The sequence below is a fragment of the Pseudomonas fulva NBRC 16637 = DSM 17717 genome (assembly GCF_000730565.1).
Lineage (GTDB): Bacteria > Pseudomonadota > Gammaproteobacteria > Pseudomonadales > Pseudomonadaceae > Aquipseudomonas > Aquipseudomonas fulva.
In genome coordinates this window covers 55,869-76,154 of the sequence record NZ_BBIQ01000023.1, presented here as the reverse complement: position 1 = coordinate 76,154, position 20,286 = coordinate 55,869, and the positions used below count along the sequence as shown (strand labels likewise).

22 protein-coding genes are annotated in these 20,286 nt (G+C 62.0%); 12 read left to right on the top strand and 10 right to left on the bottom strand.

What is annotated here, in order from left to right; all coding sequences use genetic code 11:
• The first annotated feature begins 145 nt into the window (after window positions 1–145).
• A complete protein-coding gene (locus tag PFU01S_RS19125; RefSeq protein ID WP_028687741.1) occupies window positions 146–499 on the top strand; it encodes a non-structural maintenance of chromosomes element 1 family protein in 354 nt (117 codons plus the stop codon).
• A 32-nt stretch (window positions 500–531) separates the two neighbouring features.
• On the opposite strand, the gene PFU01S_RS19120 is transcribed toward PFU01S_RS19125, so the two are convergent.
• The gene (locus tag PFU01S_RS19120; RefSeq protein WP_028687740.1) at window positions 532–720 is read right to left on the bottom strand and encodes a hypothetical protein; all 189 of its coding nucleotides are present in this window, start codon (window positions 718–720) and stop codon (window positions 532–534) included.
• A 148-nt stretch (window positions 721–868) separates the two neighbouring features.
• On the opposite strand from PFU01S_RS19120, the gene PFU01S_RS19115 reads away from it, so the two are divergent.
• The 4 genes from PFU01S_RS19115 (at window position 869) to PFU01S_RS19100 (ending at window position 3,285) form a co-directional block, all read left to right on the top strand.
• Entirely contained in the window at window positions 869–1,327 is a 459-nt protein-coding gene (locus PFU01S_RS19115) for a hypothetical protein (protein WP_028687739.1), read from the top strand.
• 240 nt (window positions 1,328–1,567) lie between these two features.
• On the top strand, window positions 1,568–1,948 hold the full coding sequence (locus tag PFU01S_RS19110; protein ID WP_027915566.1) for a Mor transcription activator family protein: 381 nt from the start codon (window positions 1,568–1,570) through the stop codon (window positions 1,946–1,948).
• A 58-nt stretch (window positions 1,949–2,006) separates the two neighbouring features.
• A complete protein-coding gene (locus tag PFU01S_RS19105; RefSeq protein WP_027915565.1) occupies window positions 2,007–2,642 on the top strand; it encodes a DUF2589 domain-containing protein in 636 nt (211 codons plus the stop codon).
• An 85-nt stretch (window positions 2,643–2,727) separates the two neighbouring features.
• Window positions 2,728–3,285 (top strand): DUF2589 domain-containing protein, encoded by a 558-nt coding sequence (locus PFU01S_RS19100; protein WP_028687738.1) that lies wholly within the window; start codon window positions 2,728–2,730, stop codon window positions 3,283–3,285.
• 62 nt (window positions 3,286–3,347) lie between these two features.
• Here the strand turns inward: PFU01S_RS19100 and PFU01S_RS19095 are convergent, their stop codons facing one another.
• The 3 genes from PFU01S_RS19095 to PFU01S_RS19085 are packed head-to-tail and all read right to left on the bottom strand — an operon-like array spanning window position 3,348 to window position 9,461.
• Complete coding sequence (locus PFU01S_RS19095; protein ID WP_028687737.1) at window positions 3,348–7,022, bottom strand: translocation/assembly module TamB domain-containing protein; 3,675 nt, start codon at window positions 7,020–7,022, stop codon at window positions 3,348–3,350.
• Window positions 7,019–8,761, bottom strand: coding sequence for an autotransporter assembly complex protein TamA (locus PFU01S_RS19090; RefSeq protein WP_027915562.1), 1,743 nt, complete (start codon window positions 8,759–8,761; stop codon window positions 7,019–7,021). Before PFU01S_RS19090 ends, PFU01S_RS19095 begins: the two co-directional genes overlap by 4 nt.
• A gap of 52 nt (window positions 8,762–8,813) precedes the next feature.
• Complete coding sequence (locus PFU01S_RS19085; RefSeq protein ID WP_023533510.1) at window positions 8,814–9,461, bottom strand: GNAT family N-acetyltransferase; 648 nt, start codon at window positions 9,459–9,461, stop codon at window positions 8,814–8,816.
• A gap of 156 nt (window positions 9,462–9,617) precedes the next feature.
• Here PFU01S_RS19085 and xthA point away from each other — a divergent pair, with 156 nt between their 5' ends.
• Window positions 9,618–10,430: an exodeoxyribonuclease III gene (gene xthA, locus PFU01S_RS19080; RefSeq protein ID WP_023533543.1), complete on the top strand. Its 813-nt coding sequence runs from the start codon at window positions 9,618–9,620 to the stop codon at window positions 10,428–10,430.
• A 33-nt stretch (window positions 10,431–10,463) separates the two neighbouring features.
• Here xthA and PFU01S_RS19075 read toward each other — a convergent pair whose 3' ends face one another.
• Together PFU01S_RS19075 and PFU01S_RS19070 are read right to left on the bottom strand one after the other, a co-directional pair.
• A complete protein-coding gene (locus PFU01S_RS19075; RefSeq protein WP_028687736.1) occupies window positions 10,464–11,213 on the bottom strand; it encodes an anti-sigma factor family protein in 750 nt (249 codons plus the stop codon).
• On the bottom strand, window positions 11,210–11,731 hold the full coding sequence (locus tag PFU01S_RS19070) for a sigma-70 family RNA polymerase sigma factor (protein WP_027915559.1): 522 nt from the start codon (window positions 11,729–11,731) through the stop codon (window positions 11,210–11,212). The genes PFU01S_RS19075 and PFU01S_RS19070 overlap by 4 nt, the downstream gene beginning before the upstream one ends.
• Before the next feature lie 126 nt (window positions 11,732–11,857).
• Here PFU01S_RS19070 and PFU01S_RS19065 point away from each other — a divergent pair, with 126 nt between their 5' ends.
• The 3 genes from PFU01S_RS19065 to PFU01S_RS19055 all read left to right on the top strand — a co-directional run bounded on the left by PFU01S_RS19065 (window position 11,858) and on the right by PFU01S_RS19055 (window position 14,119).
• Entirely contained in the window at window positions 11,858–12,910 is a 1,053-nt protein-coding gene (locus tag PFU01S_RS19065) for a catalase family peroxidase (protein WP_028687735.1), read from the top strand.
• Entirely contained in the window at window positions 12,907–13,434 is a 528-nt protein-coding gene (locus tag PFU01S_RS19060) for a cytochrome b (RefSeq protein WP_027915557.1), read from the top strand. The genes PFU01S_RS19065 and PFU01S_RS19060 overlap by 4 nt, the downstream gene beginning before the upstream one ends.
• Before the next feature lie 139 nt (window positions 13,435–13,573).
• Entirely contained in the window at window positions 13,574–14,119 is a 546-nt protein-coding gene (locus tag PFU01S_RS19055) for a cupin domain-containing protein (protein ID WP_027915556.1), read from the top strand.
• A gap of 50 nt (window positions 14,120–14,169) precedes the next feature.
• Here the strand turns inward: PFU01S_RS19055 and PFU01S_RS19050 are convergent, their stop codons facing one another.
• Entirely contained in the window at window positions 14,170–15,162 is a 993-nt protein-coding gene (locus tag PFU01S_RS19050; protein ID WP_027915555.1) for a bile acid:sodium symporter family protein, read from the bottom strand.
• Window positions 15,163–15,281: 119 nt separating this feature from the next.
• Here PFU01S_RS19050 and ampC point away from each other — a divergent pair, with 119 nt between their 5' ends.
• Window positions 15,282–16,424, top strand: coding sequence for a class C beta-lactamase (gene ampC, locus PFU01S_RS19045; protein WP_028687734.1), 1,143 nt, complete (start codon window positions 15,282–15,284; stop codon window positions 16,422–16,424).
• 297 nt (window positions 16,425–16,721) lie between these two features.
• The gene (locus PFU01S_RS19040; protein ID WP_023533476.1) at window positions 16,722–17,054 is read left to right on the top strand and encodes a hypothetical protein; all 333 of its coding nucleotides are present in this window, start codon (window positions 16,722–16,724) and stop codon (window positions 17,052–17,054) included.
• A 41-nt stretch (window positions 17,055–17,095) separates the two neighbouring features.
• Here the strand turns inward: PFU01S_RS19040 and PFU01S_RS19035 are convergent, their stop codons facing one another.
• The 3 genes from PFU01S_RS19035 to PFU01S_RS19025 all read right to left on the bottom strand — a co-directional run bounded on the left by PFU01S_RS19035 (window position 17,096) and on the right by PFU01S_RS19025 (window position 19,213).
• Complete coding sequence (locus tag PFU01S_RS19035) at window positions 17,096–17,395, bottom strand: hypothetical protein (protein ID WP_027915553.1); 300 nt, start codon at window positions 17,393–17,395, stop codon at window positions 17,096–17,098.
• 129 nt (window positions 17,396–17,524) lie between these two features.
• Complete coding sequence (locus PFU01S_RS19030) at window positions 17,525–18,409, bottom strand: EamA family transporter (RefSeq protein ID WP_028687733.1); 885 nt, start codon at window positions 18,407–18,409, stop codon at window positions 17,525–17,527.
• A gap of 192 nt (window positions 18,410–18,601) precedes the next feature.
• Complete coding sequence (locus PFU01S_RS19025) at window positions 18,602–19,213, bottom strand: FMN-dependent NADH-azoreductase (RefSeq protein ID WP_028687732.1); 612 nt, start codon at window positions 19,211–19,213, stop codon at window positions 18,602–18,604.
• Window positions 19,214–19,344: 131 nt separating this feature from the next.
• Between PFU01S_RS19025 and PFU01S_RS19020 the strand changes: the two genes are divergently transcribed.
• Window positions 19,345–20,247: a LysR substrate-binding domain-containing protein gene (locus PFU01S_RS19020; protein ID WP_028687731.1), complete on the top strand. Its 903-nt coding sequence runs from the start codon at window positions 19,345–19,347 to the stop codon at window positions 20,245–20,247.
• Window positions 20,248–20,286: the final 39 nt, after the last annotated feature.

The window sequence follows — 20,286 nt, the reverse complement described above, 5'->3', positions numbered from 1 at the left end:
ATGACTGGAGAAGAGGCCGCTTGATCTGGAAGCCCAACGAATGATCAAGTTTTTTCTGCTTTTGCATTGCAGATTACATGCGCTCATTCGTCTTATTCAAAGAGGCACCCATCGTTCGGATTCGTCCAAGAAAAGGAGCATTCACATGTACAACCCGCCAACTCCGATGCATGCCACGACGGGGCAGGACGCGCAGATCGACGAACGAACCGGCAACGAGCAGATACGCGAGTTGCTGCGCAGCTTCGGCCTGCGTACCAGCCTGATACGGCTGAAAGTGATAGACACCCTGCACGCGGCGCAGCGAAATGGAAGAAGCATTGGGGTGCGAGGTGTGCATGCGCAACTGGAGCAATTGGACATACCGCTGTCATTTCTCAGCGTACGAGAAGTGCTCAAGCGGTTATGCGCCGAAGGCGTGATTCAGCTAGGGGCCGACAAATGCTACAGCCTTGATCCGCAGGCCCGCGCCCTGTTGGAGCGGACTATTTCGCCCTGAGCAGCTGGGCCGGCCCACTGGCCCGGCAAGCATCAGCGCCTGACTTTGCGTCGTAGTATGCCGTTGATCACGACCACGACCACGGCAATGGCGATAGCCAGCATCTGGAAGGTCTGCTCGCTGATCGTACCGGCTTTTTGGAAGTGGGAAAGACCGATCATCAGCCCGAGGACTACCAGAATGATCAGGAGAGAATATTTCAGGCGCTGCACGTGTGTCATCAGGGTTCCTTGCTACATCCGGGACAGATGGCTTTGCTCAAGCCGCGCAGATGATACAACGTTCGTCCGCCCCGGCGCTGCATTTCCTGCTGCCTGATAGCATCGCCAGCTGAAAACATACGGCTTCATCACACCTGTGGGGAGCCCCATGAACAAGCGCCTGACAACCCTCTTGCTGTGCCTGGCTGCCACGCCACTGCACGCTTTCACTACAACTGAAGTCCCTTGCGCAACACTGCTCGATCTTGGGCACACGCTGAGCCAGCAGGCAGGGAGCAGCCAGTGGCAACAGTTGTGGCAACGGGTCCGAAAGGCTGGCTACCTGAGTCCTGACAACACCTCGTTGCGCTTCGAGGTGCCCTCCGCTGTATTGCCAGCACTTGCGCAGCAGACCCTGGCCGGGGCCGATCATGTACGGCCTGTGTCCCAGACCCAGGCGATCTACCGCCGGACCTTCGATGACCAGATTATCGGATCCCGTAAAGGGCAGCCCCTTCACGCGCTCTGCGTGCAAGTGGACTGGAGGTCCGTGCCATCGGAGCTGCGAAACGTTGAAAAGGCGCGCGTGAGCAGCGCCAGTTTACTCAGTGCCTATCCCTGCGACTGAGGTGCGAGGGCCCAAAATGCCATACGTTGTGCTCACCCCCCCTGACACCAGTCGATCCTCAAGCGCTTACATGCTTTTTTCCTACACGGTGAGACTGCGCTGCCTGCATAAGCTAGTAACCGAAGCTACAACCCTCACCCCTAATGGCGCCTAGCGGGTCCCGCCGGCAATCACTGAAAATCCAGCCACACCTCGACGTTATGCCGCTGGTGATCCCTACCATTTTCGAAGGAGCGTCATATGGAAACGCCAGACTTGAGCCACATCGACGTCAGCCAATTGCCGCAATCGTTACAGGCATTGATTGAGTGCATAGGCATAGAAAACGCGTACCAGCTGACCTGCGCGTTTGGCGGTAGGCCTAAGTACATTCCAAAGCACCGCGATCGTACCAAGCTTGCTGATGTGTTACCGGCTGAGGCACTCGACGCCCTGATCAAGCGCTTTGCAGGTGTCGCGCTCGAGATTCCCAAGGCTGATCATTTCGTCCGCCAACTGCGCAATCAACAGATTCAGAAAGAAAGCGCCAGCGGATTCTCGCGCAGCTTGTTGGCCAATAAGTACGGGCTGAGCCTGCGCCAGATCGGCAACATCCGCCGTCAGGATTTGCCATTGCGATAAGCGACGCTTTATCAACTCATACCCCCCCTCAACCTGAAACCTAAGAAGAGAACCCAGTATGTCTATAGATAACAGCTTAATCGGGTCTGTCATCAACGCCCTGCCCATGGACCGCATGATCGCAGGCCCATTGCAGGCCATGGTCCAAGCCCAGGTCACCGCCAGCAAATCCTACGCAGACTTCCTCATGCAAGTCTGCGTACAGGACGGCAAGGCGGTCGCCATTCAGTTCGATTACGACGAGACCATCGTCGACGAGCAGGGCCAATCAAAGGGCGTGGTCAAGAAGACGCTGCAAGTGCCGCTGATGGCGGCGATCACCCACCCCAACATCGCCATCGAAAACGGTACTGTCGAATTCGAGCTGGTCATCAACCAGATGTCCGAAGACACGTCGGCCAGGGATGTGAACGCAGAAGCCGCCGCCTCCTTGGGTTGGGGACCCTTCAAACTCAACGTCAAGGGCAGCGTAAGCCACAAGTCCTCGCAAACTCGCAAGACCGACACCCGGGCGCGGTACGCATTCAACACGACCCTCAAGCGCCAGGATCCACCGGAGGCAATGATGAGGGTGATCGACTTCCTCACGGAGGCCGCCACCAAGCCCGTTCTTGCAAAGGATGCCACGCAGCAAGAGCGCCCTTCGAATCCGCCATCTGAGGCTCAGGAAGAGCGCAATCGCCCAACGGCATGACCACCGTCGACGCACTCACGGCGTGACGCGACCTGTCCCCCTGAAGGTTCTTCAGGGGACCCACTTGGCCCAATGAGTCGACCCCATGGACAAGAGCCCCGCCCCCATGACCTCCATTGACCTGCGCGAAATCACTCGCGGCCTGCAGGAAGCTGCGAGCGCCGCCAACAGCATGATCGCGCAACAGTACATTGAACTGTTCGATCGTTTTTTCGACTGCAATCACCAAGAGCTGGGCGCACCGATGACCGCGAAGATGGTCGAGGTGGCCATGGATGGGCAACACTTGATGCGCGTGCCCCTTTTTGCGCTGGTTTCGCCCAAAGGGTTGGCGCTCGAACGGATGCAGGTCGACCTGTCGGTTCGCGTGCAGAATACCGAAGCACGCCGAGCTCTCACCCCAGCCGATGGAAACCGCTCGGCGAGTTTCAAGGTCACCATTGGCGGCCATGGCCGCCAAGGGGATAACCGCGATCCCGACGAAGTGCAGATCCGCATGCAGTTCCAGGCAAGCGAACCGCCCGAGGCTTTGAACCGGCTGATCGAGGAGTACACGAACTTGATCACCCCAGTTCGCGCCCCGGCTTCAGCGACACCCCCCTCGCCCACCAACGAGTTCATCGAGGCGGCGACGATCCGTTGATTCCGACACCATCTGCTCAGCCCGACCCTCGGCCAGGTCAGGCCGTCAACCTTGGGTGGCGACTAGAAGTCCCGTTTGTAGAAGACGTCCAGCGAGCTTGCCACTCCACTGGCAGCCTCGACATACACCTTCTTGCTGAGCTTGTAGCGCAGGGCGATGGTGTTCGCCGGCTCGAATACCCCTACCCCATAGCGCAGGCTGAGTTTCTCGGTCAGGTTGCCGCTGGCCACCACACTGGTAGTGTTGCCTGAGCCCTCGGTATCGAGCTGGAAGTCGTCGATGCCCAGACGCGATGCCACATTCCCCGTGATCCCTGCGCTGCCAGCCAGTCCCAGGCCCAATGCGGCCTCGGCCAGCATGTTGTTGTCTTCACCCGATGCTCCCAACGGACGGCCAAGCACCAGGTAGGACAACGCTTGCTCCTGGCTCATGGCAGGCTCGGAGAACACCGTACTGGTCGGTTGCTCGGCGTTGCCGCTCAAGCGGATGCCGGCAATCACGTCATCAACCTGGCGGATCGCTTCGATGTCCAGGTAGGGCTGGTCGATCGGACCGGCAAACAGCAGCCTGGCGCGGCGGATGGTCAGCCGCTGGCCGTAGGCGCGGTAGCGACCATCGGCCAGGCTCAACTCGCCGCGCGTATCGAGATTGTCACCGATATGCACGTGCCCCAGCAGGTTGGCAGTCAGGCCGAAACCACTGAACGACAGCTTGCCTCGTCCTACCTCTACATCGATATCCATGGCCATGGCCATGGGCGGCTTGCCCTCCTCGGTCTGGTTGCCCACGATGACCGTGTCGTCGGAAACCTTGACCGTCGAGGGGGGCAGCTCGCGCACCGTGATCTTGCCGTTGGGCACCTGCACCTTGCCTGTGACTGCCAACTTGTCGTCGATCAGTTGCAAGGTAAGGTCCGGCGCCACCTCCAGGGTGGCATAGGGTTCGACCGTGACGGGCAACTGCTGCCCTTGCACGCGGATGTTCATCCCCAGCGCCTGGCCCCAGGTCAGGCTACCATCGACCTGGCCGCGCCCGGTGCTGCCGCTGCGCCAGGTGCCGGCAAGCTGCACCTGTTCACCCGCGATCCGGGCCTGGAGGCTGAGGTCCTGGAACTGGGTCGGCAGTTCGGCGCCGGTGATCTGGCCACCGCTCAAATTCACACTACCGTTGACTTGCGGCGCCAACAATGTGCCGGACAGCTGCCCGCTACCCTTGAGCTCCCCAGCCAGGTGCTCCACCATCGGCACGAAGGGACGGGCCACCGAAAGGTCGAGACCAGCCAGGTTGAAATCACCGGACAACGGCTTGTCCTTGCCCAGTGGGTCAATGCGCGTTGTGAGATTCAGCTGCCCCAGGCGCTCCCCACGGAATGCAAGACGCGTATCGATACGCCGCGGTGCCAAGGAGCTATCCAGTCGCAGGGTCTGGTAGGGGAAATCGACCCAGCGATTACCGTCATTGACGCGCAATGTGCCGCCACTGGCGTCCACTACCACCGTACCCTTCGGGCCGCTGGCGGGCAGGTCCAGGTTGATGTCGGCATTGAGCAGACCCTGCCATGCGAAATCCTTGGGCATCCACTGCGCCAGGCTGTCCAGCGGGAAGCGCTTGAGGTGGTACCGCAGGCGTGGCTCAGGCGCCAACCGTTGATCGTCACCACACAGACTGGCCTGCCCGGATCGCCAGCAATGGGCACCGAAATCCAGCTGACCGCTGGCCAGGCGCTGCAATTTGGCAGGCGCCTGCAATTGCCAGTCTTGTCCGCCAGCCTGTACCCGCCCAGTGGCCAGGCGGCCGCGCCAGTCACCATCGTCCAGTTGCCCGTCCAGCCCCACGTCCAACTTCAGCTGCGGGCCGTTCAACGCCAGCGTCAATGCTTGTCGTCGCATGTCGCCATTGCCGACCGCTTGCAGCGTACCGAGGTCGGTATCACCCGCCTGAATGCCCGTGACCTTCAAGTCGATATTGGCCCGTTGCCTGTCGTCCAGACGGGCCGACAGGTTCAGTTGCTGCAAGCGATTCTCGGCCTGGGCCAACCCGGTACCGCGCAGAGCCAGTGTGCCTTGCGGCGCCTGCAGGGTGCCGGCCACGTCCAGCTGCCCCTTGACCTGGCCCTGCAGCTCGGGCCACAGCTGCCCAAGGCGTGGCAGGTCGATGTCCACCTTGCCGGCCAGGCGCTGTTGCAGGCTGCCACTGCCGTTTATGCGGTTGTCGCCCAGTTGTACGCGCAAGGCTGCTAGGGTCCAGCGCTGCCCGGCCCCGTCCGCCTGAACGTTGAGTACAGCGGGTTGACCACGCAGGCGGCCCTTGAGGTCAAGCTGTGCGTCGAGCGACAGGTCATCGCCCTGCACCTGGCCTTTGCTGCGCAACGGCCCGGCCAATGTTCCAGGGAGTTCCGCCACCCAATAGGCCGGGTTCAACGCCGACAGTTGCAGGTCGACGTCCCAGGCGAGTGCTTGGGCGAAGCGTACGGCCGCACGGCCAGTTGCCTTGCCTTGCCCCGCAGTGAGCGCCAGCGTTGGCAAGGTGACCTGCTCAAGGTCACCTTCGAAGGGGCTTGCCACCTTGAAAGCGCCGGCAGGCCCGTCCAGATCGCCATCGAAGCTGCCTTCATAGCGACCGTCGCGGTAGCGGACCTCTGCATTCAGGCGCTTGAGCGTCACCTCGGGTGGTGTATCCAATGGGTACAGGCGCAGCCAGGGGAAGTCCTGCCAAACCAATTGCGCGTCCGCTGCCAGGCCCTCCTGCCAGTCGACCTTGGCTTGCAGCTTCACCTGCTGGCTATCGCTTGCGTTGAGATCAAGGCCCTTGACCACGGCGCCCTTGCTGTCGACCACGCCGGACAAGGCCAGAGCGATGGGAGACTGCTCGGCTGGCAAGTTGGCAGAACCGGTCAATGCATAACCCGTCTCCAGGTTCCCATCGGCCAGCAGCACCAGGTCATCGAGCTGCAGGGTGTCGGGCAGTGCTTCCGACGGTTTGAACGCTTTGGACTGAATGCTCAAGCTGGCGGGCAGGTGTTCGGCCAACGCCTGGACCTTGCCTGCAAGAGTGGCATCCAGGTACCCACTGCTAGTGCCGGTCAGGTCAAGCGAGCGTTGCAATTGACCCATGGCCTGCAATGCCAGTTGCCATGGCTGGTCACCCATGGCAGGGAGCTGCACCTGGGCCTGTAGCTGCACAGGCCAATCGCCTTGGGGCTTCACGTCACCTTGCAGGTCCAGCTTCAAATCGTCGCGGGTCAGATGCAGGCTGTCGATGCGCATGCCCTCACCGGTCCAGTGCGCAGCCAGTTGCAGATCACCAAGCAGGTCGCTGCCATCCAGACGCAATTGCCCGATCTGCACCTCGCCCAGTTCGATGGCAAGCGGCAAGTCCACTGTGGGCAATTGCAGCGGGCCGTCGTCACTGACGTCGGTCGAAGGGGCAAACGCCATGTCGATACGTTCTGCGTGCAGCTGATCGATGCACAAAGCCCCACGCAGCAGGCACGCCGGGGACCAGTTCAGCAAGGGCGCCTGCACCAGAACCTGGGTTTGCCCATCGACGTAGGAAAGACGAGTCGCTTGCCAAGTGCCCGCCAGCCGTCCTGCGAAGCCCTCTACGCTCAGCCCGGGAACCTTGCCCAGCGCCCACCGGCTGCCGCCCTCTGTGCCGATCAGCAACGCGATGGTCAGGGTCAGGATGCTCACGAGCCCCAACAGGCCCAGCAGCATGTATTTGATTACAGGTTTCAAAGCTCAGGCCCCATGGAAAAGTGCAGGCGGATGCCGCCGTCGTCGTCCAGGGCCTTGGCCAGGTCCAGGCGTAGCGGCCCTACCGGTGACACCCAGCGCACGCCGAAGCCGACGCCCGTCTTCAGGTTGGGCAATTCGAAGTCATTAAACGCATTGCCCTGGTCGACGAAGGTTGCCAGGCGCCATTTGTCCGTCAGGGAATACTGGTACTCGACGCTGCCCGCCACCAGGTAGCGACCACCGATGCGATCCCCATCGCTGTTTTTTGGCGACAGCGTCTGGTAGTCATAGCCGCGCACGCTCTGGTCGCCACCGGCGAAAAACCGCAGCGAAGGCGGAACGCTGTTCTGGAAACCGTTGGTGGCACTACCGCCAAACTGCACGCGGCCCAGCAGACGGTGATTCTGGCCTACCGTCGTAAGCCCTTTGAGCAACACGTTGCCGCGCAGCAGGTTCGTATCGGAGCCGACACCTTCCTTGGCCACTTGCGCTTCGAACTGCACGCGATAGCCATTGTGGGGGTCTATGCGGTTGTCGCTGCGCAGAAACGAATAGCTGATACCGGGCATCAGCAGGTTGCTCAGGCCCGCATCGTCCCCCAGCCGGTACTCTTCGCGTTGGTACTTGAGCGATATGACTCGCTGCCAGCCATTGGGCAGCTTGCTGTGCCATTCAGGGCCTACCGTCAACAGCTTGCTGAGGGTGTCGGTACCCGCCAGTTCCTCGTTCTGGTACCCCCCGGCAAAACGCAGTTTGTCCGTCAATGGTGGGTCCAACGGGATGTCGTACCACAACCCCACGTTTTGCCGCGGCGCCGACAGCTCCGCTTCCCAGCCATAGCTGTGCCCCTGAGGGTTGACCCAATGGCGAGTCCAGTTGGCCTTGCCGCGCGGACCGACGTCGGTGGAGTAGCCAAGGCCCAGGCCTAATGTACGGGGTTTGCGGGTTTCCAGGCGCACATCGACCGGAATGTTCTGGGCGACAGCGGCCGTGGGCGCGGCGTCTACGCGCACGCCCTCGAAGTAGCCGCTCGATTGCAAATCGTTGTTGAGTTCGGCAATCAGCTCCGAATCATAGGGTGTACCGGGCTTGAACGAGACCATGCGCTGCAGCAGATCGTCGTCCAACGGCGTATCGCCACTGAAGGTGACCGCGCCCAAGCGGTACCGCGGCCCACTTTGGTAGACCAGATCGATATCGGCCACGCCAGCACGTGGATCGACGGCCAGGCGCTGCTGGCTGAAGCGGCCTGCGAAGAAGCCATAACGTGAGGCCTGGTTCTGAATGACACGCTTGGCATCTTCATAGACGCCGTGGTTCAGTGGCTGGCCAGCGCGAAGGGCGCCGCCGGAAGGCACCCTGAAGGCGGTCATGTCACTGGCCGGCCCCTCGACGCGCACGGTTACGTTGCGCAGGCGAATCGGCTCGCCAGGCACGATGTTCACCACCAATCGCGGTGAACCGTCATCACCGCTAGGCGGCTTGACGTCGGTGCTTATCTGGGCCTGGTAGTAGCCCAGCGCCTGGGCCGCTTTGCGCGCCTGCTCCTCGGCCCCGCGACTGAAACGCAGCAGCGCTTGCTCGTCGCGGTCACCCAAGCTACCGATATAGCCCTCGACATTGGCCTTGAGCGCCTTGTTGGCCGGTTTGACCGTCACCACCAATTCGCTCTGGCCCCATGCAGCAAAGCTAACGGCCCAGATCACCAGGCCCCAGCGAACTCTTCCTGAATATGTCATCCCGCGCATGCTACCAGACCAACAGTGTAAAAGAAGCCAACCCAAACGCCATTCACGCCAATGGCTCACCGGCCTGAGCGTTGTCATACATCAAGACGCGTTGGCGTACTGTCCCAATGGCGACCTCACCGGTCTCGACAAAGCCTTGGGTGTGATAAAACGCCACGTGTTCATCATTGCCCGTGTCGACGACGATGCCTTGGGCATCTCCATCATTTCTGCACCAGTGTTGTACCGCATGTAACAACTGGGTCGGATACACCTGGCCTTGTAGCACTGGCAACACACCCAGCAGCGGTAACACGTGCACCTGATCGGTAGGCCGGCACGTCGAGACGGCCGCCTGGTAAGCCATGAAGCGCCGGGTGGCACGCACCCCTGCGCCAACCATCATGCGCAAACGCCAGGCCCAACTGTCTGCCACACCCAGTCGCCGCAGGGGCGGGACGATCAGCGCGACGCCGATCAGACGATCGTCGAGTAGCAGGCCGACGGCGGGCAGCTGCAGGTAAAAATGCTGGCGGACCCACTCGCGCAGCAGTGTGCGCAGGCGCCGCTCATAACCGGGGCGATGCGCTTCGAGCAGATAAGCGAAGGTTGGGTCGTCCCGGTAGACGGTGTACAGCAGTGCCCGGGTTTCGCGGCGGTAACCGGAATCGAGCAGGCAAACGCGGGCCTCGGCGGCAGGGGCTTGAGACATGGAGGGGAACCTTCTGGGCTGGCTGATAGGCCTTGGAGGCACAATGCCGCCCATCGTTCACCTTGGCGCTGCACCAGTAGCGCCTACGCGCCACCATGCTGGTGATCAACGCCGATGTCGGCTAGCATCGCGCCTTTTTACCGGGATCGTCTCTGCATGAAGATCGTCTGTTTCAACATCAACGGCCTGCGGGCGCGCCCACACCAGTTGGCCGCCCTGGTCGAAAAGCACCAGCCGGACATCATCGGCCTGCAGGAAACCAAGGTCAGCGACGATCAGTTTCCGCTAGCCGAGGTCCAGGCCCTGGGCTATCACGTGCATTACCACGGGCAAAAGGGCCACTACGGTGTCGCCCTGCTGTCGCGCCAGGCACCCTTGAGCCTTCACAAGGGGTTCGCAACGGACGAAGAAGACGCTCAGCGCCGTTTCATCTGGGGCACCTTCGCCGACCACCAAGGCAACCCCATCACCGTCATGAACGGCTATTTCCCGCAGGGCGAAAGCCGTGACCACCCCACCAAGTTTCCGGCCAAGCAGCGTTTCTACGCCGACCTGCAAGCACTGCTCGAAGGCCAGTTTCGCAATGACCAACCCGTGCTGGTGATGGGCGACATGAACATATCGCCAGAAGACTGCGACATCGGTATCGGCCCAGACAATGCCAAGCGCTGGCTCAGGACCGGCAAATGCAGCTTCCTGCCAGAGGAGCGTGAGTGGATGGAGCGCTTGAAAGGCTGGGGCCTGGTAGACAGCTTCCGGCATCTGCACCCGGGTGTCGACGACCGCTTCAGCTGGTTCGACTACCGCAGCCGTGGCTTCGAAGACGCGCCCAAGCGCGGCCTGCGCATCGACCTGATCATGGCCTCGGCAAGCCTGGTCCCGAGGATCAAGGCTGCGGGAGTGGATTACGAACTGCGCGCGATGGAGAAACCGTCGGACCATGCGCCCATCTGGCTAGAGCTCAGCTAAGCCAGCCTGGGCGCGCACGGGGTCTCGTCCGGCTCACAACGTCGTGCGCAAGGCCTCCCCGATGCCGACACCCCGGCCATCATCGGCGGCACTGACCAGGGCGAAATTATACGCACCGTGGGACCAGTACCGGGCCTGAAGCTGACCATCGATTCGCTGCCCTTGCGGCATGCGCCGGAAGTGCTTGCCGGGTGAGCGCAGGAACAGGCTGATCCTGCGCCCCACCCCATCTTCGAACACCACCAGCGCCGCCGGCCCTTGCTCGTTACTGAGCAGTCGGGCGCCCACGGGGGTGAACCCGTAGCCTGCTAGGTCAGGCAGTTGCCCCACCTGATCAAAGTGCGCTTGCAGCCAAGTGCGCAATTGATCGGGATCACGCGCCTGGATGTCCAGCGCCTGGCTGTCGGCGAACAAGCGGTGAGCCTGCACGGCATCAGCCATGGGTTTTACGTCAGCAAGGCTGGCATCGCGCGCCTGCCACCCACCGAGCCCGCCTACGCCCAAGGCCACTACGATCGCGGCAGCACTTGCCCAGCGACGCTGCAGGCGGTGTCGCGCCTGTCGCCGCAGCGGATCCCGATCAACCAGCGTGCTCGCCCGCGGCTGCGCAAGGCCCGCCAGGCCCGTACGCAACTGGCGCGCATCGGCGAGCCAGCCTTCAACGCGTTGCGCAGCCTGGGGATGGCTGGCCAGCCAGGCCTGGACTTCGGCGCGGCGCACCGGGTCCAGGCGGTCATCGACGTAGGCATGAAGCTCTTCTTCACTAGGAATAAGACGTGTCATTTCAATCTCCGCAAGGCCGGTGGTCGAGGGCTGTCCTCGGTCAATGCGCGCAGGGCATCGCGCGCGCGCGACAGGCGTGACATGACAGTACCGATGGGAATGCCCAACGTCTGGGCAGCCTCCTTGTAACTCAGGCCTTCAACGCTCACCAGCAACAGCAAGGCACGTTGCTCGGTCTTGAGTCGGCCGAATGCCTGCAAATCCGCCTGGGCCAGCACGATGTCCTCAAGATTGTCGCCAGCCACTTCTTCGGCCGCGCTGCTGCTGGCGAACCAGGAGAGCCAGCGGGCGTGCAGGCGTTCTCGCCGTTTGCCATCCAGAAACAGGCGATAAAGGATGGTGAACAGCCAGGCGCGCAGGGCATCGGGGTCCTGATGCTGCTGACGCCGGCTCAAGGCACGCTCGACCGTGGCCTGCACAAGGTCATCGGCACTCCCCGCCTCGCGAGTCAGCCAGATGGCAAAGCGGCGCAGTCGGGCCAGCAGCGCTCGCCATTGTTGGTCGTCCAAGTCCTGCATGGAAAGTATCCGGGCAATGATGGGGCAGTGTAGGGAACAGACGCGCTGGAGAAAAAGTTATTCCCACCCGAGGAATAACTTTTTCAGTGCAGCGTCGTACTGGCACCTTTCGTGAAATCAACGGGACTGACCATGAACCAACCTTTGCAGGGCCAGGCCAAGGCCTGGCGTCTTGCGGCAATCGGCGCGTTAATGCTGGCTGCCGGTGCGGGCTTTGCCTACAGCGCCGGCTGGCTTGGCCCCTCCGCGCTCACACCACAGCGCATCATCGATACGTTCGAGGCCCAGGCTGGGCATTACCCGGGTTATCGCAAGAACCACTCCAAAGGCCTGTGCGTGAGCGGCTATTTCCAGGCCAGCGGGCAAGCGGCAAGCTTGTCGACGGCACGGGCGTTCACCCAGGCGCGCGTGCCGGTGATAGGCCGCCTGGCCATTGGCGGTGCCAACCCGTTCGCGCCTGACACCGGCATCCCCGTGCGCAGCCTGGCAATCGAGCTCTCCACCGATGACGGGCAAGTCTGGAGGACAGGCATGAACAATCCGCCCGTACTGGCAGTGAGTACGGCCGAGGCGTTCTACGAGCAGGTGCTTGCCAACACCCCGGACCCGGCGACGCGCAAGCCGGACCCTGCCAAGGTACAGGCCTTCTTTGCAACCCACCCCGAAAGCGCCGCGTTTCGGCAATGGGCCGCCAGCTACAAGCCCAGCGACAGTTTCGCCAACACCCAGTACCACAGCATCAATGCATTCAAGTTGATCGATGCCGACGGCAATGCCCACCCGGTGCGCTGGCAGCTTGAACCGCTCACGCCCTACACCGCGTTGCCGGCGCAGGTAGACGACCCCCTGTTTCTGCAACATGACCTGCAGCGACGGCTGGCGCAGGGGCCCTTGCGCTGGACCCTGCGTTTGGTACTTGCCGAGCCGGATGACGACATCGACGACCCCGCCAAACCCTGGCCTGCGAACCGGCGCAGCGTCAACGCAGGCACGTTGGTGCTTGAACAGGTCGACGCACCGGAACAGGGTGCCTGCCGCGACCTCAACTTCGATCCCTTGATCCTGCCCCGCGGCATCGAACCTACCGCCGACCCTATACTCGCGGCCCGTTCAGCGGCCTATTCCGAATCGTTCAACCGTCGTAGCCGCGAGTCCTTGAGCACTGGAGCCCGACCATGAAACCCACCGTCTTTCATCCCGTCGCCCGCGTGCTGCACTGGTCGATGGCGATTCTGATCCTGGCCATGCTCTTCATCGGGGTAAGCATGGTCACGGACCTGTCGGTCCGTCATCCAGTGCTGGTCAGTTTGCACAAGGGCACAGGGCTGGCGCTGCTGGTACTGGTGATAGCGCGCATCATCGTGCGCCTGAGTATTCCCCATCCGCCCCTGCCCCAGGACCTGCCAGCTGTCCAGCGCCTGGCTGCGGGCGCTTCGCATCTGCTTCTGTACGGCCTCATGCTTGCCATGCCCTTGCTGGGGTGGGCCATGCTCTCGGCCGGCGGGTACCCTCGCCCGCTCGACCTGCCGGCGATCGCGCCTCATGACGTGCAGCTGTATGCCGTGCTGCGCCAGGCGCATGGCTGGGCGGGTTACCTGTTGTTTGCCACGGTACTGGTACACGTGGGCGCTGCGCTGATGCACGCCTGGGTTCGCCGTGACGGGGTGCTGCGCAGCATGTGGCCAGGCCCGAGAGCGGAATAAGGGCGCCGTATCTCGCCTGGCGATGACCCATCCGGCATCGCCAACGGCCTGCACTGGCAAACCGCAGCGCGCAAGGCTTGAGAGTATGTTTTAATGCGCCTCGCTCATTATTCTTGACACCTCTTATCACAAGGCGGCTATGGACACGGGGACGCGACTCAAACTAGTGCGTGAACGCAACAACCTCTCGCAGCGAGAGCTGGCGCGCCGCAGCGGGCTCACCAACTCGACCATTTCGCAGATCGAGCAGAATCGCGTCAGTCCTTCAGTCAGCTCCTTGAAAAAGCTGCTGGAGGGCATTCCGATGAGCCTGGCAGAGTTTTTCAGCTTCGATGAACCCGTGCGTGAGGAGCGATTTGTGTTCCGGGCAGGCGAGCAGCCCGACTTGGGTCGCAACGGGTTGCGCATGCTGCTGGTGGGTGCCAGCGTCGAGGGCCGGCAAATGCGTATGCTGCGCGAGCTTTATGCCCCAGGAGCCGACTCGGGCGAGCCCATCGTGCACGCCGAGGGTGAAGAGTGCGGGCTCGTCACCCGAGGCACCGTCGAGCTGTGGGTCGATGGCCAAGTCAGCGTGCTCAATGCCGGTGACGGCTACTACATCCCAACCACGCTGCCCCACAGTTTCAAGAATATTGGCCAGGACGAAGCGGAGATCATCAGCGCCAATACCCCCGCGAACTTCTGATTCAGGCGCCGTGATGGTTGCAGCCCAGGTCGGCTGCAACCATCACCGGTTCATCGGACCGTTGGCACCTCGATATCATCCTGCTCGCGGCTCGCGTAATGTTGCGCCAGCACGGCGCAGACCATCAGCTGGATCTGGTGGAACAGCATCAGTGGCAGGATCATTGCGCCAATGCCGCTCCCGACGAACAACACCTGCGCCATCGGCACCCCGGTTGCCAGGCTCTTCTTCGAGCCTGCGAACAGGATGGTGATTCGGTCTTCCAGGTTGAAGCCAAACACTTTGCCCAGCAAGCTCGTCCCCACCAACACCACGGTCAGCAGGATGCCGCAGACGGCGAACAGGCCTGCCAGGTGCTGCGGCGAAACGGTGTGCCATAAGCCTGTGACCACCGCTTCGCTGAAGGCGGTGTAGACCACCAGCAGAATCGAGCCCTGGTCGACGATCTTCAGCCAGCGCGCATTGCGCTTGACCCAGGCACCAATCCAGCGGCGGGCGAGCTGCCCGGCCACGAACGGCACCAGCAACTGCAAGGTGATCTTGAGCACTGCGTCCAGACCTGAGCCGGTGTCTCCGCTGGCGCCCAGCAACAACATCACCAGCACTGGGGTCAGGAATATGCCCAGCAGGCTGGAGGCGGCTGCGCTGCAGATGGCCGCCGGCACGTTACCCCGTGCCAGCGAGGTGAACGCAATGGCCGACTGGACGGTGGCAGGCAACGCGCAGAGGTACAGCACCCCCAAGTAAAGCTCATCTCCCACCAGTGGCAGGAACAGCGGCTTGAACGCCATGCCCAGCAGTGGAAACAGAACAAACGTGCAGGAAAACACCAGCAGATGGAGGCGCCAATGCCCCGCCCCAGCGATGATTGCCTCCCGCGAGAGCTTGGCCCCGTGCAGGAAGAACAACAAACCGATCGCCAGGTTGGTGAGCCAGCCGAAATACACAGCCCCCTGACCTGAGCAAGGCAGCACGGTGGCAATCGCCACCACGGCCAGCAACGCCAGGGTGAAGTTGTCGAACAGCATGCGCAGATACTTCATCACAGTTCCGTTCCGTCTTGTCTTTGGGCAAGCACGGAGGATAAGGTTTTGCGCCCCCAGGCGCTAACGCCGGAACCCCTGCCGGTATCGCGCAACGGACACTCAGCCAAGGAACTTCAATGATCTGCCCCCGCTCCGTCTATATTGCGGTCGCCCTCATGCTCGGCGCACCCTGGTCATCCGCCTACGCCAATGATCCGCTGCGAAGTAAAGTCGACACCGTCATCGGCCCCCTGATGCAGGCCGAGGGCATCAGCGGCATGGCCGTCGCGCTGTATGCCCATGGCCACGCTCATTACTTCAGCTACGGCGTCGCCAGCCGCGACGGCGGCGTGCCCGTTAGCCGCGACACCCTGTTCGAAATCGGCTCGCTGAGCAAGACATTCACCGCCACGTTGGTAGCCGTGGCCAATGCCGAAGGCCAGCTCGCCCTCGACGCCCCTGCCAAACGCTATCACCCGGCCCTGGGGGGTACTCCCATGGGGGACGCCACCGTGCAGGACCTGGGCACCTACAGCGCTGACTGCTTGCCCTTGCAGTTCCCCGACACCGTGAACTCCACCCAGCAAATCGTGACGTTCTTGCGGCAATGGCAGCCCAAAGGCACGCCAGGTGCCCAACGGTGTTACTCCAACCCTAGCCTGGGCCTGTTCGGCGACCTGGCCGCCCGTGCCCAGCATCAACCGTTTGCCACCTTGCTTGAGCAAAACGTGCTCAAGCCCATGGGCCTGCACAGTACCTACCTGGATGTGCCCAGCGATGCACGTAGCCTGTATGCCCAAGGCTACGATGCCAGCGACAAGCCTGTGCGCGTGAACCCTGGCCCTTACGCGCAACAAGCCTACGGCATCAAGACCAGTGCCAGCGACCTGCTGCGCTACGTGCGCTTGAACATGCAGCCCGACGATCTGCCCGCGCCCTTGGCCCGCGCCGTCCTCATCACCCGCAATGGCTACGCCCAGATCGGTGAGATGACACAAGGCCTGGGCTGGGAGCGTTATGCGTACCCCGTCACATTGCGCACCCTCCTCACCGGCAATGGTCCGCAGATGATACGAGGCCCCCAGCCGGCACAACGGCTGCAGCCGCCAGCCGCTCCGTTGGCGGCAGCATGGTACAACAAGACCGGCTCCACCAACGGTTTCGGTTCATATGCAGCGTTCGTCCCATCAGAAGGGTTGGCCATCGTGCTTCTGGCCAACCGCAACTACCCCAACGAAGCCCGGGTCCGCGCGGCATTCGAGATTCTTTCAGGGCTCTGAAACCAAGGATTGTCGGACAACTCTACGAAAATGTAGTGAGCAAAAATAATCACTACAAAACGGTTGACGCCGTTCATCGCGCTTGTGCATGATGAGGCCGTCTCCCTGATCGGGAGTCGTGGCAAGGGTGTTCCAGGCCGCCTGCGCGGTAACGCAGGCGGCCCGTGGAGAGGGAACTGTCCAAAAGGCAGCGTGAGAAAGCCCCTGTTGCAAAGCTGCAGTAGCAGCCTTGGAAACGCGCTACATCGCGATAGCGCCAACTGTGAATATCACCTGAAACTGGGTAATGGGGGCTTTATGATGAACTTGAACGACAATCCGACCATTGATCAATTGGCCAAGCTGTTCGCCACGCGCAAGGACAGCCTTGATGACCATCTGCTGTGGGTGAGCCAAAGCGGCGAAGTGCGCCTGGACCGCTTGCCACCCAACACGATCGAAGATGAATTCCAGGAGCACCTGCCAAGCATGCGTGCGCGCTTCAAGGCCTACCGCCGAGGCCAGGGCTATGTAGGCAAGAAGGCGGCTGCCGATACCGAGTTCGTCGGCCGTGTCTTGCAAACCCTGCAACAGCAATGGCCAGAGGCGCGTACGCAACATGCCGTGAAGGTGATCGAAGCGCAGTACTGACCCTCACGCGGTCTCAAGCCCGGCCACCGCGCCGGGCTTTTTCATGCGCGCCTTTTTGCCTTATGGGGTAACGGCGTGGCGCCCGTGGCCAATGCCCGAGCGCGCTCCACACCCCACACCAGCGCGCGGGTCATGGTTTCGCCGCAGCGGGCGGGATAATACTCCTCCACCAGAGCCTGCCCGTCGCGAGCGTAAAGGCCAAGAAACAGTTGAGTTGCGCCTTGCCTGGACAGGCGCACCTGCACATCGAGGGTCGTGCCGTCGCTGAGCGCCTCGTCGTGGCAGCGGCTGTGCAGTTGTGCATCGGCCCACTGCCAATAGATTTCGTCCCTGACTCGCATCGTTTGCGGTCCTCCCTACCAAAACGTAGCCAGGGAAGCATATCCGTGCCTGCTGGGCGACTGTAACCGACCAACAACATGAGCCTGGTCAATCAAAACTCGAAAAAAACGGGTAGCGCCCGCAGTTACTCAGGCCCTCGCGGCCCTGAGCCGCTGGCCGAGTCGGGCACCAAACACGTTCACCAGCAAACCACACATGACCAGCAAGGCACCCCAACCCTGGGTTTCGGTCAGGCGCTCACCCAGCAGCAGTGCCGACGAACTCAGGCCTATCACAGGCACCAATAGCGAAAAAGGCGCGACCTTGCCAGCCGGATGGCGCGACAACAGCGTGCTCCAGAGGCTGTAGCCCAGGATGGTGGCGACGAATGCCAGGTATGCCAGCGCGGCAATCGAGTGCCAGCCGATGTGCGTGAGCGCCTGGCTGATGCGTTCAGGCCCCTCCAGCCAGCCAGAGAGCAGCAGAAAGGGCAGCGGAGGGATCAAACCGCCCCAGATGACCAATGCCACCAGGTCAATCGATCCGAAGCGGCGGGTAATGATGTTGCCCAAGCCCCACATCGCCCCGCCACACAAGGTCAATATCAGCGCGAGCGTGGGAACATGGCTGCCGTCTTCACTGCCGATCAGCGCCAGTCCACCAGCGGCCACCAGCAGCCCGAGCACACTGGCCACGCGCAAGCGCTCGCCCAGAAACAGCGCGGCGAAGCCCAGGGTGAAGAAGGCCTGGGACTGCAGGACCAATGAAGCCAGCCCCGGTGGCATGCCGCTGGCCATGGCCTGGAACAGAAATGCGAACTGCCCCAGGGAGATGGTCGCACCGTACGCGATCAGCCAACGCCAGGGCAGGTTTGGCCGCTTGATGAAGAACACCGCGGGGAATGCCACAAGGAGAAAACGCAGCGCCCCCAGCAACATGGGCGGCAACCCATCGAGCCCGACCTTGATCACGACGAAGTTGACGCCCCAGGCGATGATTACCACCAGAGCGATGAGCAGGTCCTTGAGCGGCATTGCGGCTTCCTTCTTCAGCGCTTATACATATTTCGTTACAGCATAAGGCTATTCCTCGATGACCCACCATTACAGTTGAGCCCTAGCGTTGCGCAACAGTAGGCTGTGTCGCCGTTAGCGGAATGCGGTGGCCGCGCATGAAAAAGGGCCGCCTAGGCGACCCTCAACTTGCGCTAAGGCGAACCCCCGCCGTCACGCAACGGCGAACAGATCGTTCTCGATGTGCGCCTGTGCAGCGGTAATCGCTTGGATACGCTGCTCCGGACCGTAAGCCAGGCCGTGAGCCCGAACCACCTGCAGGTCGGTAATGCCGATGAAGCCCAGGAACACCTTGAGGAAGTCTTCATGGCCTACCCCGGTAGGTTGATCGGCGTGCACACCACCTGCCGTGGAAACCAGCACCACTTTCTTGTCACCGCACAAGCCTTCCGGGCCAGCTTCGGTGTAACGGAAGGTCTTGCCGGCGACGGCGATGCGGTCGATCCACGCCTTGAGTTGGGTCGGCACGCTGAAGTTGTACATCGGTGCGCCAATGACCACCGCATCGGCGGCCAGGAACTCTTCGAGGGTCTCGGCACTGAGCTTGGCCTCGAAGGCCTGGGCTGCATCGCGCAGCTCTTCACCCGTGCCGGCAGCCATCAGGGTAGCGGCCGAGAAATGAGCGATGGCATCGGCTGCCAGGTCGCGATAGACCACTTCGACGTTTGGCTCAGCGGCCTGCCAAGCGGCTACGACCTCACGGCTCAGTTGGCGCGAGGCCGAGTTGTCACCCAGGATGCTCGAATCGATGTGCAGCAGTTTCATGAGGTGCTCCTGCGAAAAGGGGTTGAAGCGGGAGATGTTTGATGGGAACGATATTACCTAAGCGAGTAATGGATGATAAGTGCCCCCAATCGCGTTAGTTTGTCCTATCCCTGGAACAATGAGCATTGCCCATGCAGGATTTGAACGATCTGTTCTACTTTGCCCGCGTCGTCGAAGCAGGCGGCTTCGCCGCCGCCGGACGCCAACTGGGCATTCCGAAATCAAGGTTGTCCCGTCGAATCGCCGAACTGGAAGAACGCTTAGGGATGCGCCTGCTACAGCGCACTACACGCCAGGTGAAACTGACCGCCGTGGGCGAGCGCTACCTGCATCACTGCCAGGCCATGCTTCTCGAAGCCGAGGCTGCCGAGGAAGCGGTAGCCAGCATGAGCAGTGAACCGCGCGGCAGGCTACGCGTATCCTGCCCGGTGGCCTTGGGTCATGCGTTCTTGCCGGACGTGGTGACCCAGTTTTTGCGGCAATATCCGCTCGTACAACTGGACCTGGTCTTGCTCAACCGTCGGGTGGACCTGATCTCCGAAGGTATAGATGTAGCGCTGCGTGTGCGTGACCTGGGCGATGAGGACCCTACGCTGGTGACCCGGCGACTTTGTCAGGCACAGATGCAACTGGTTGCCGCGCCTGGTTTTGCCCCACAGGTACGCGAGCCTGAGCAGCTAGCCGACCTGCCGGTGCTCGGCGCACCCGAATCCGACCGCCTGGTACACCTGAGGCTGCAAGGGCCTGGGGGCCAGCTGCGCGCCTTGGCGCTCGAACCCAGGCTGTCAGTGGACGATTTCGTAGTACGTAATGCAGCTGTACGCGCGGGCCTGGGCTTCACCGCCCTGCCCAGCCTGTTTTGTGAAGAGCAGCTGCAGCGTGGAGAACTTGTCAGGCTGCTCCCGGACTGGTCCTTGCCAGGCGGCTACCTGCAGGCTGTATACCCTCACAGACGCGGTGTCACGCCTGCGGTGCGCGTATGGATCGACCATTTGGCCGCCTCATTCGAAACGTGCGGGGAACGCTATGTCTGACAGGTCACTGAGCAAATACAGGAGTGGCCGGGAAATGTA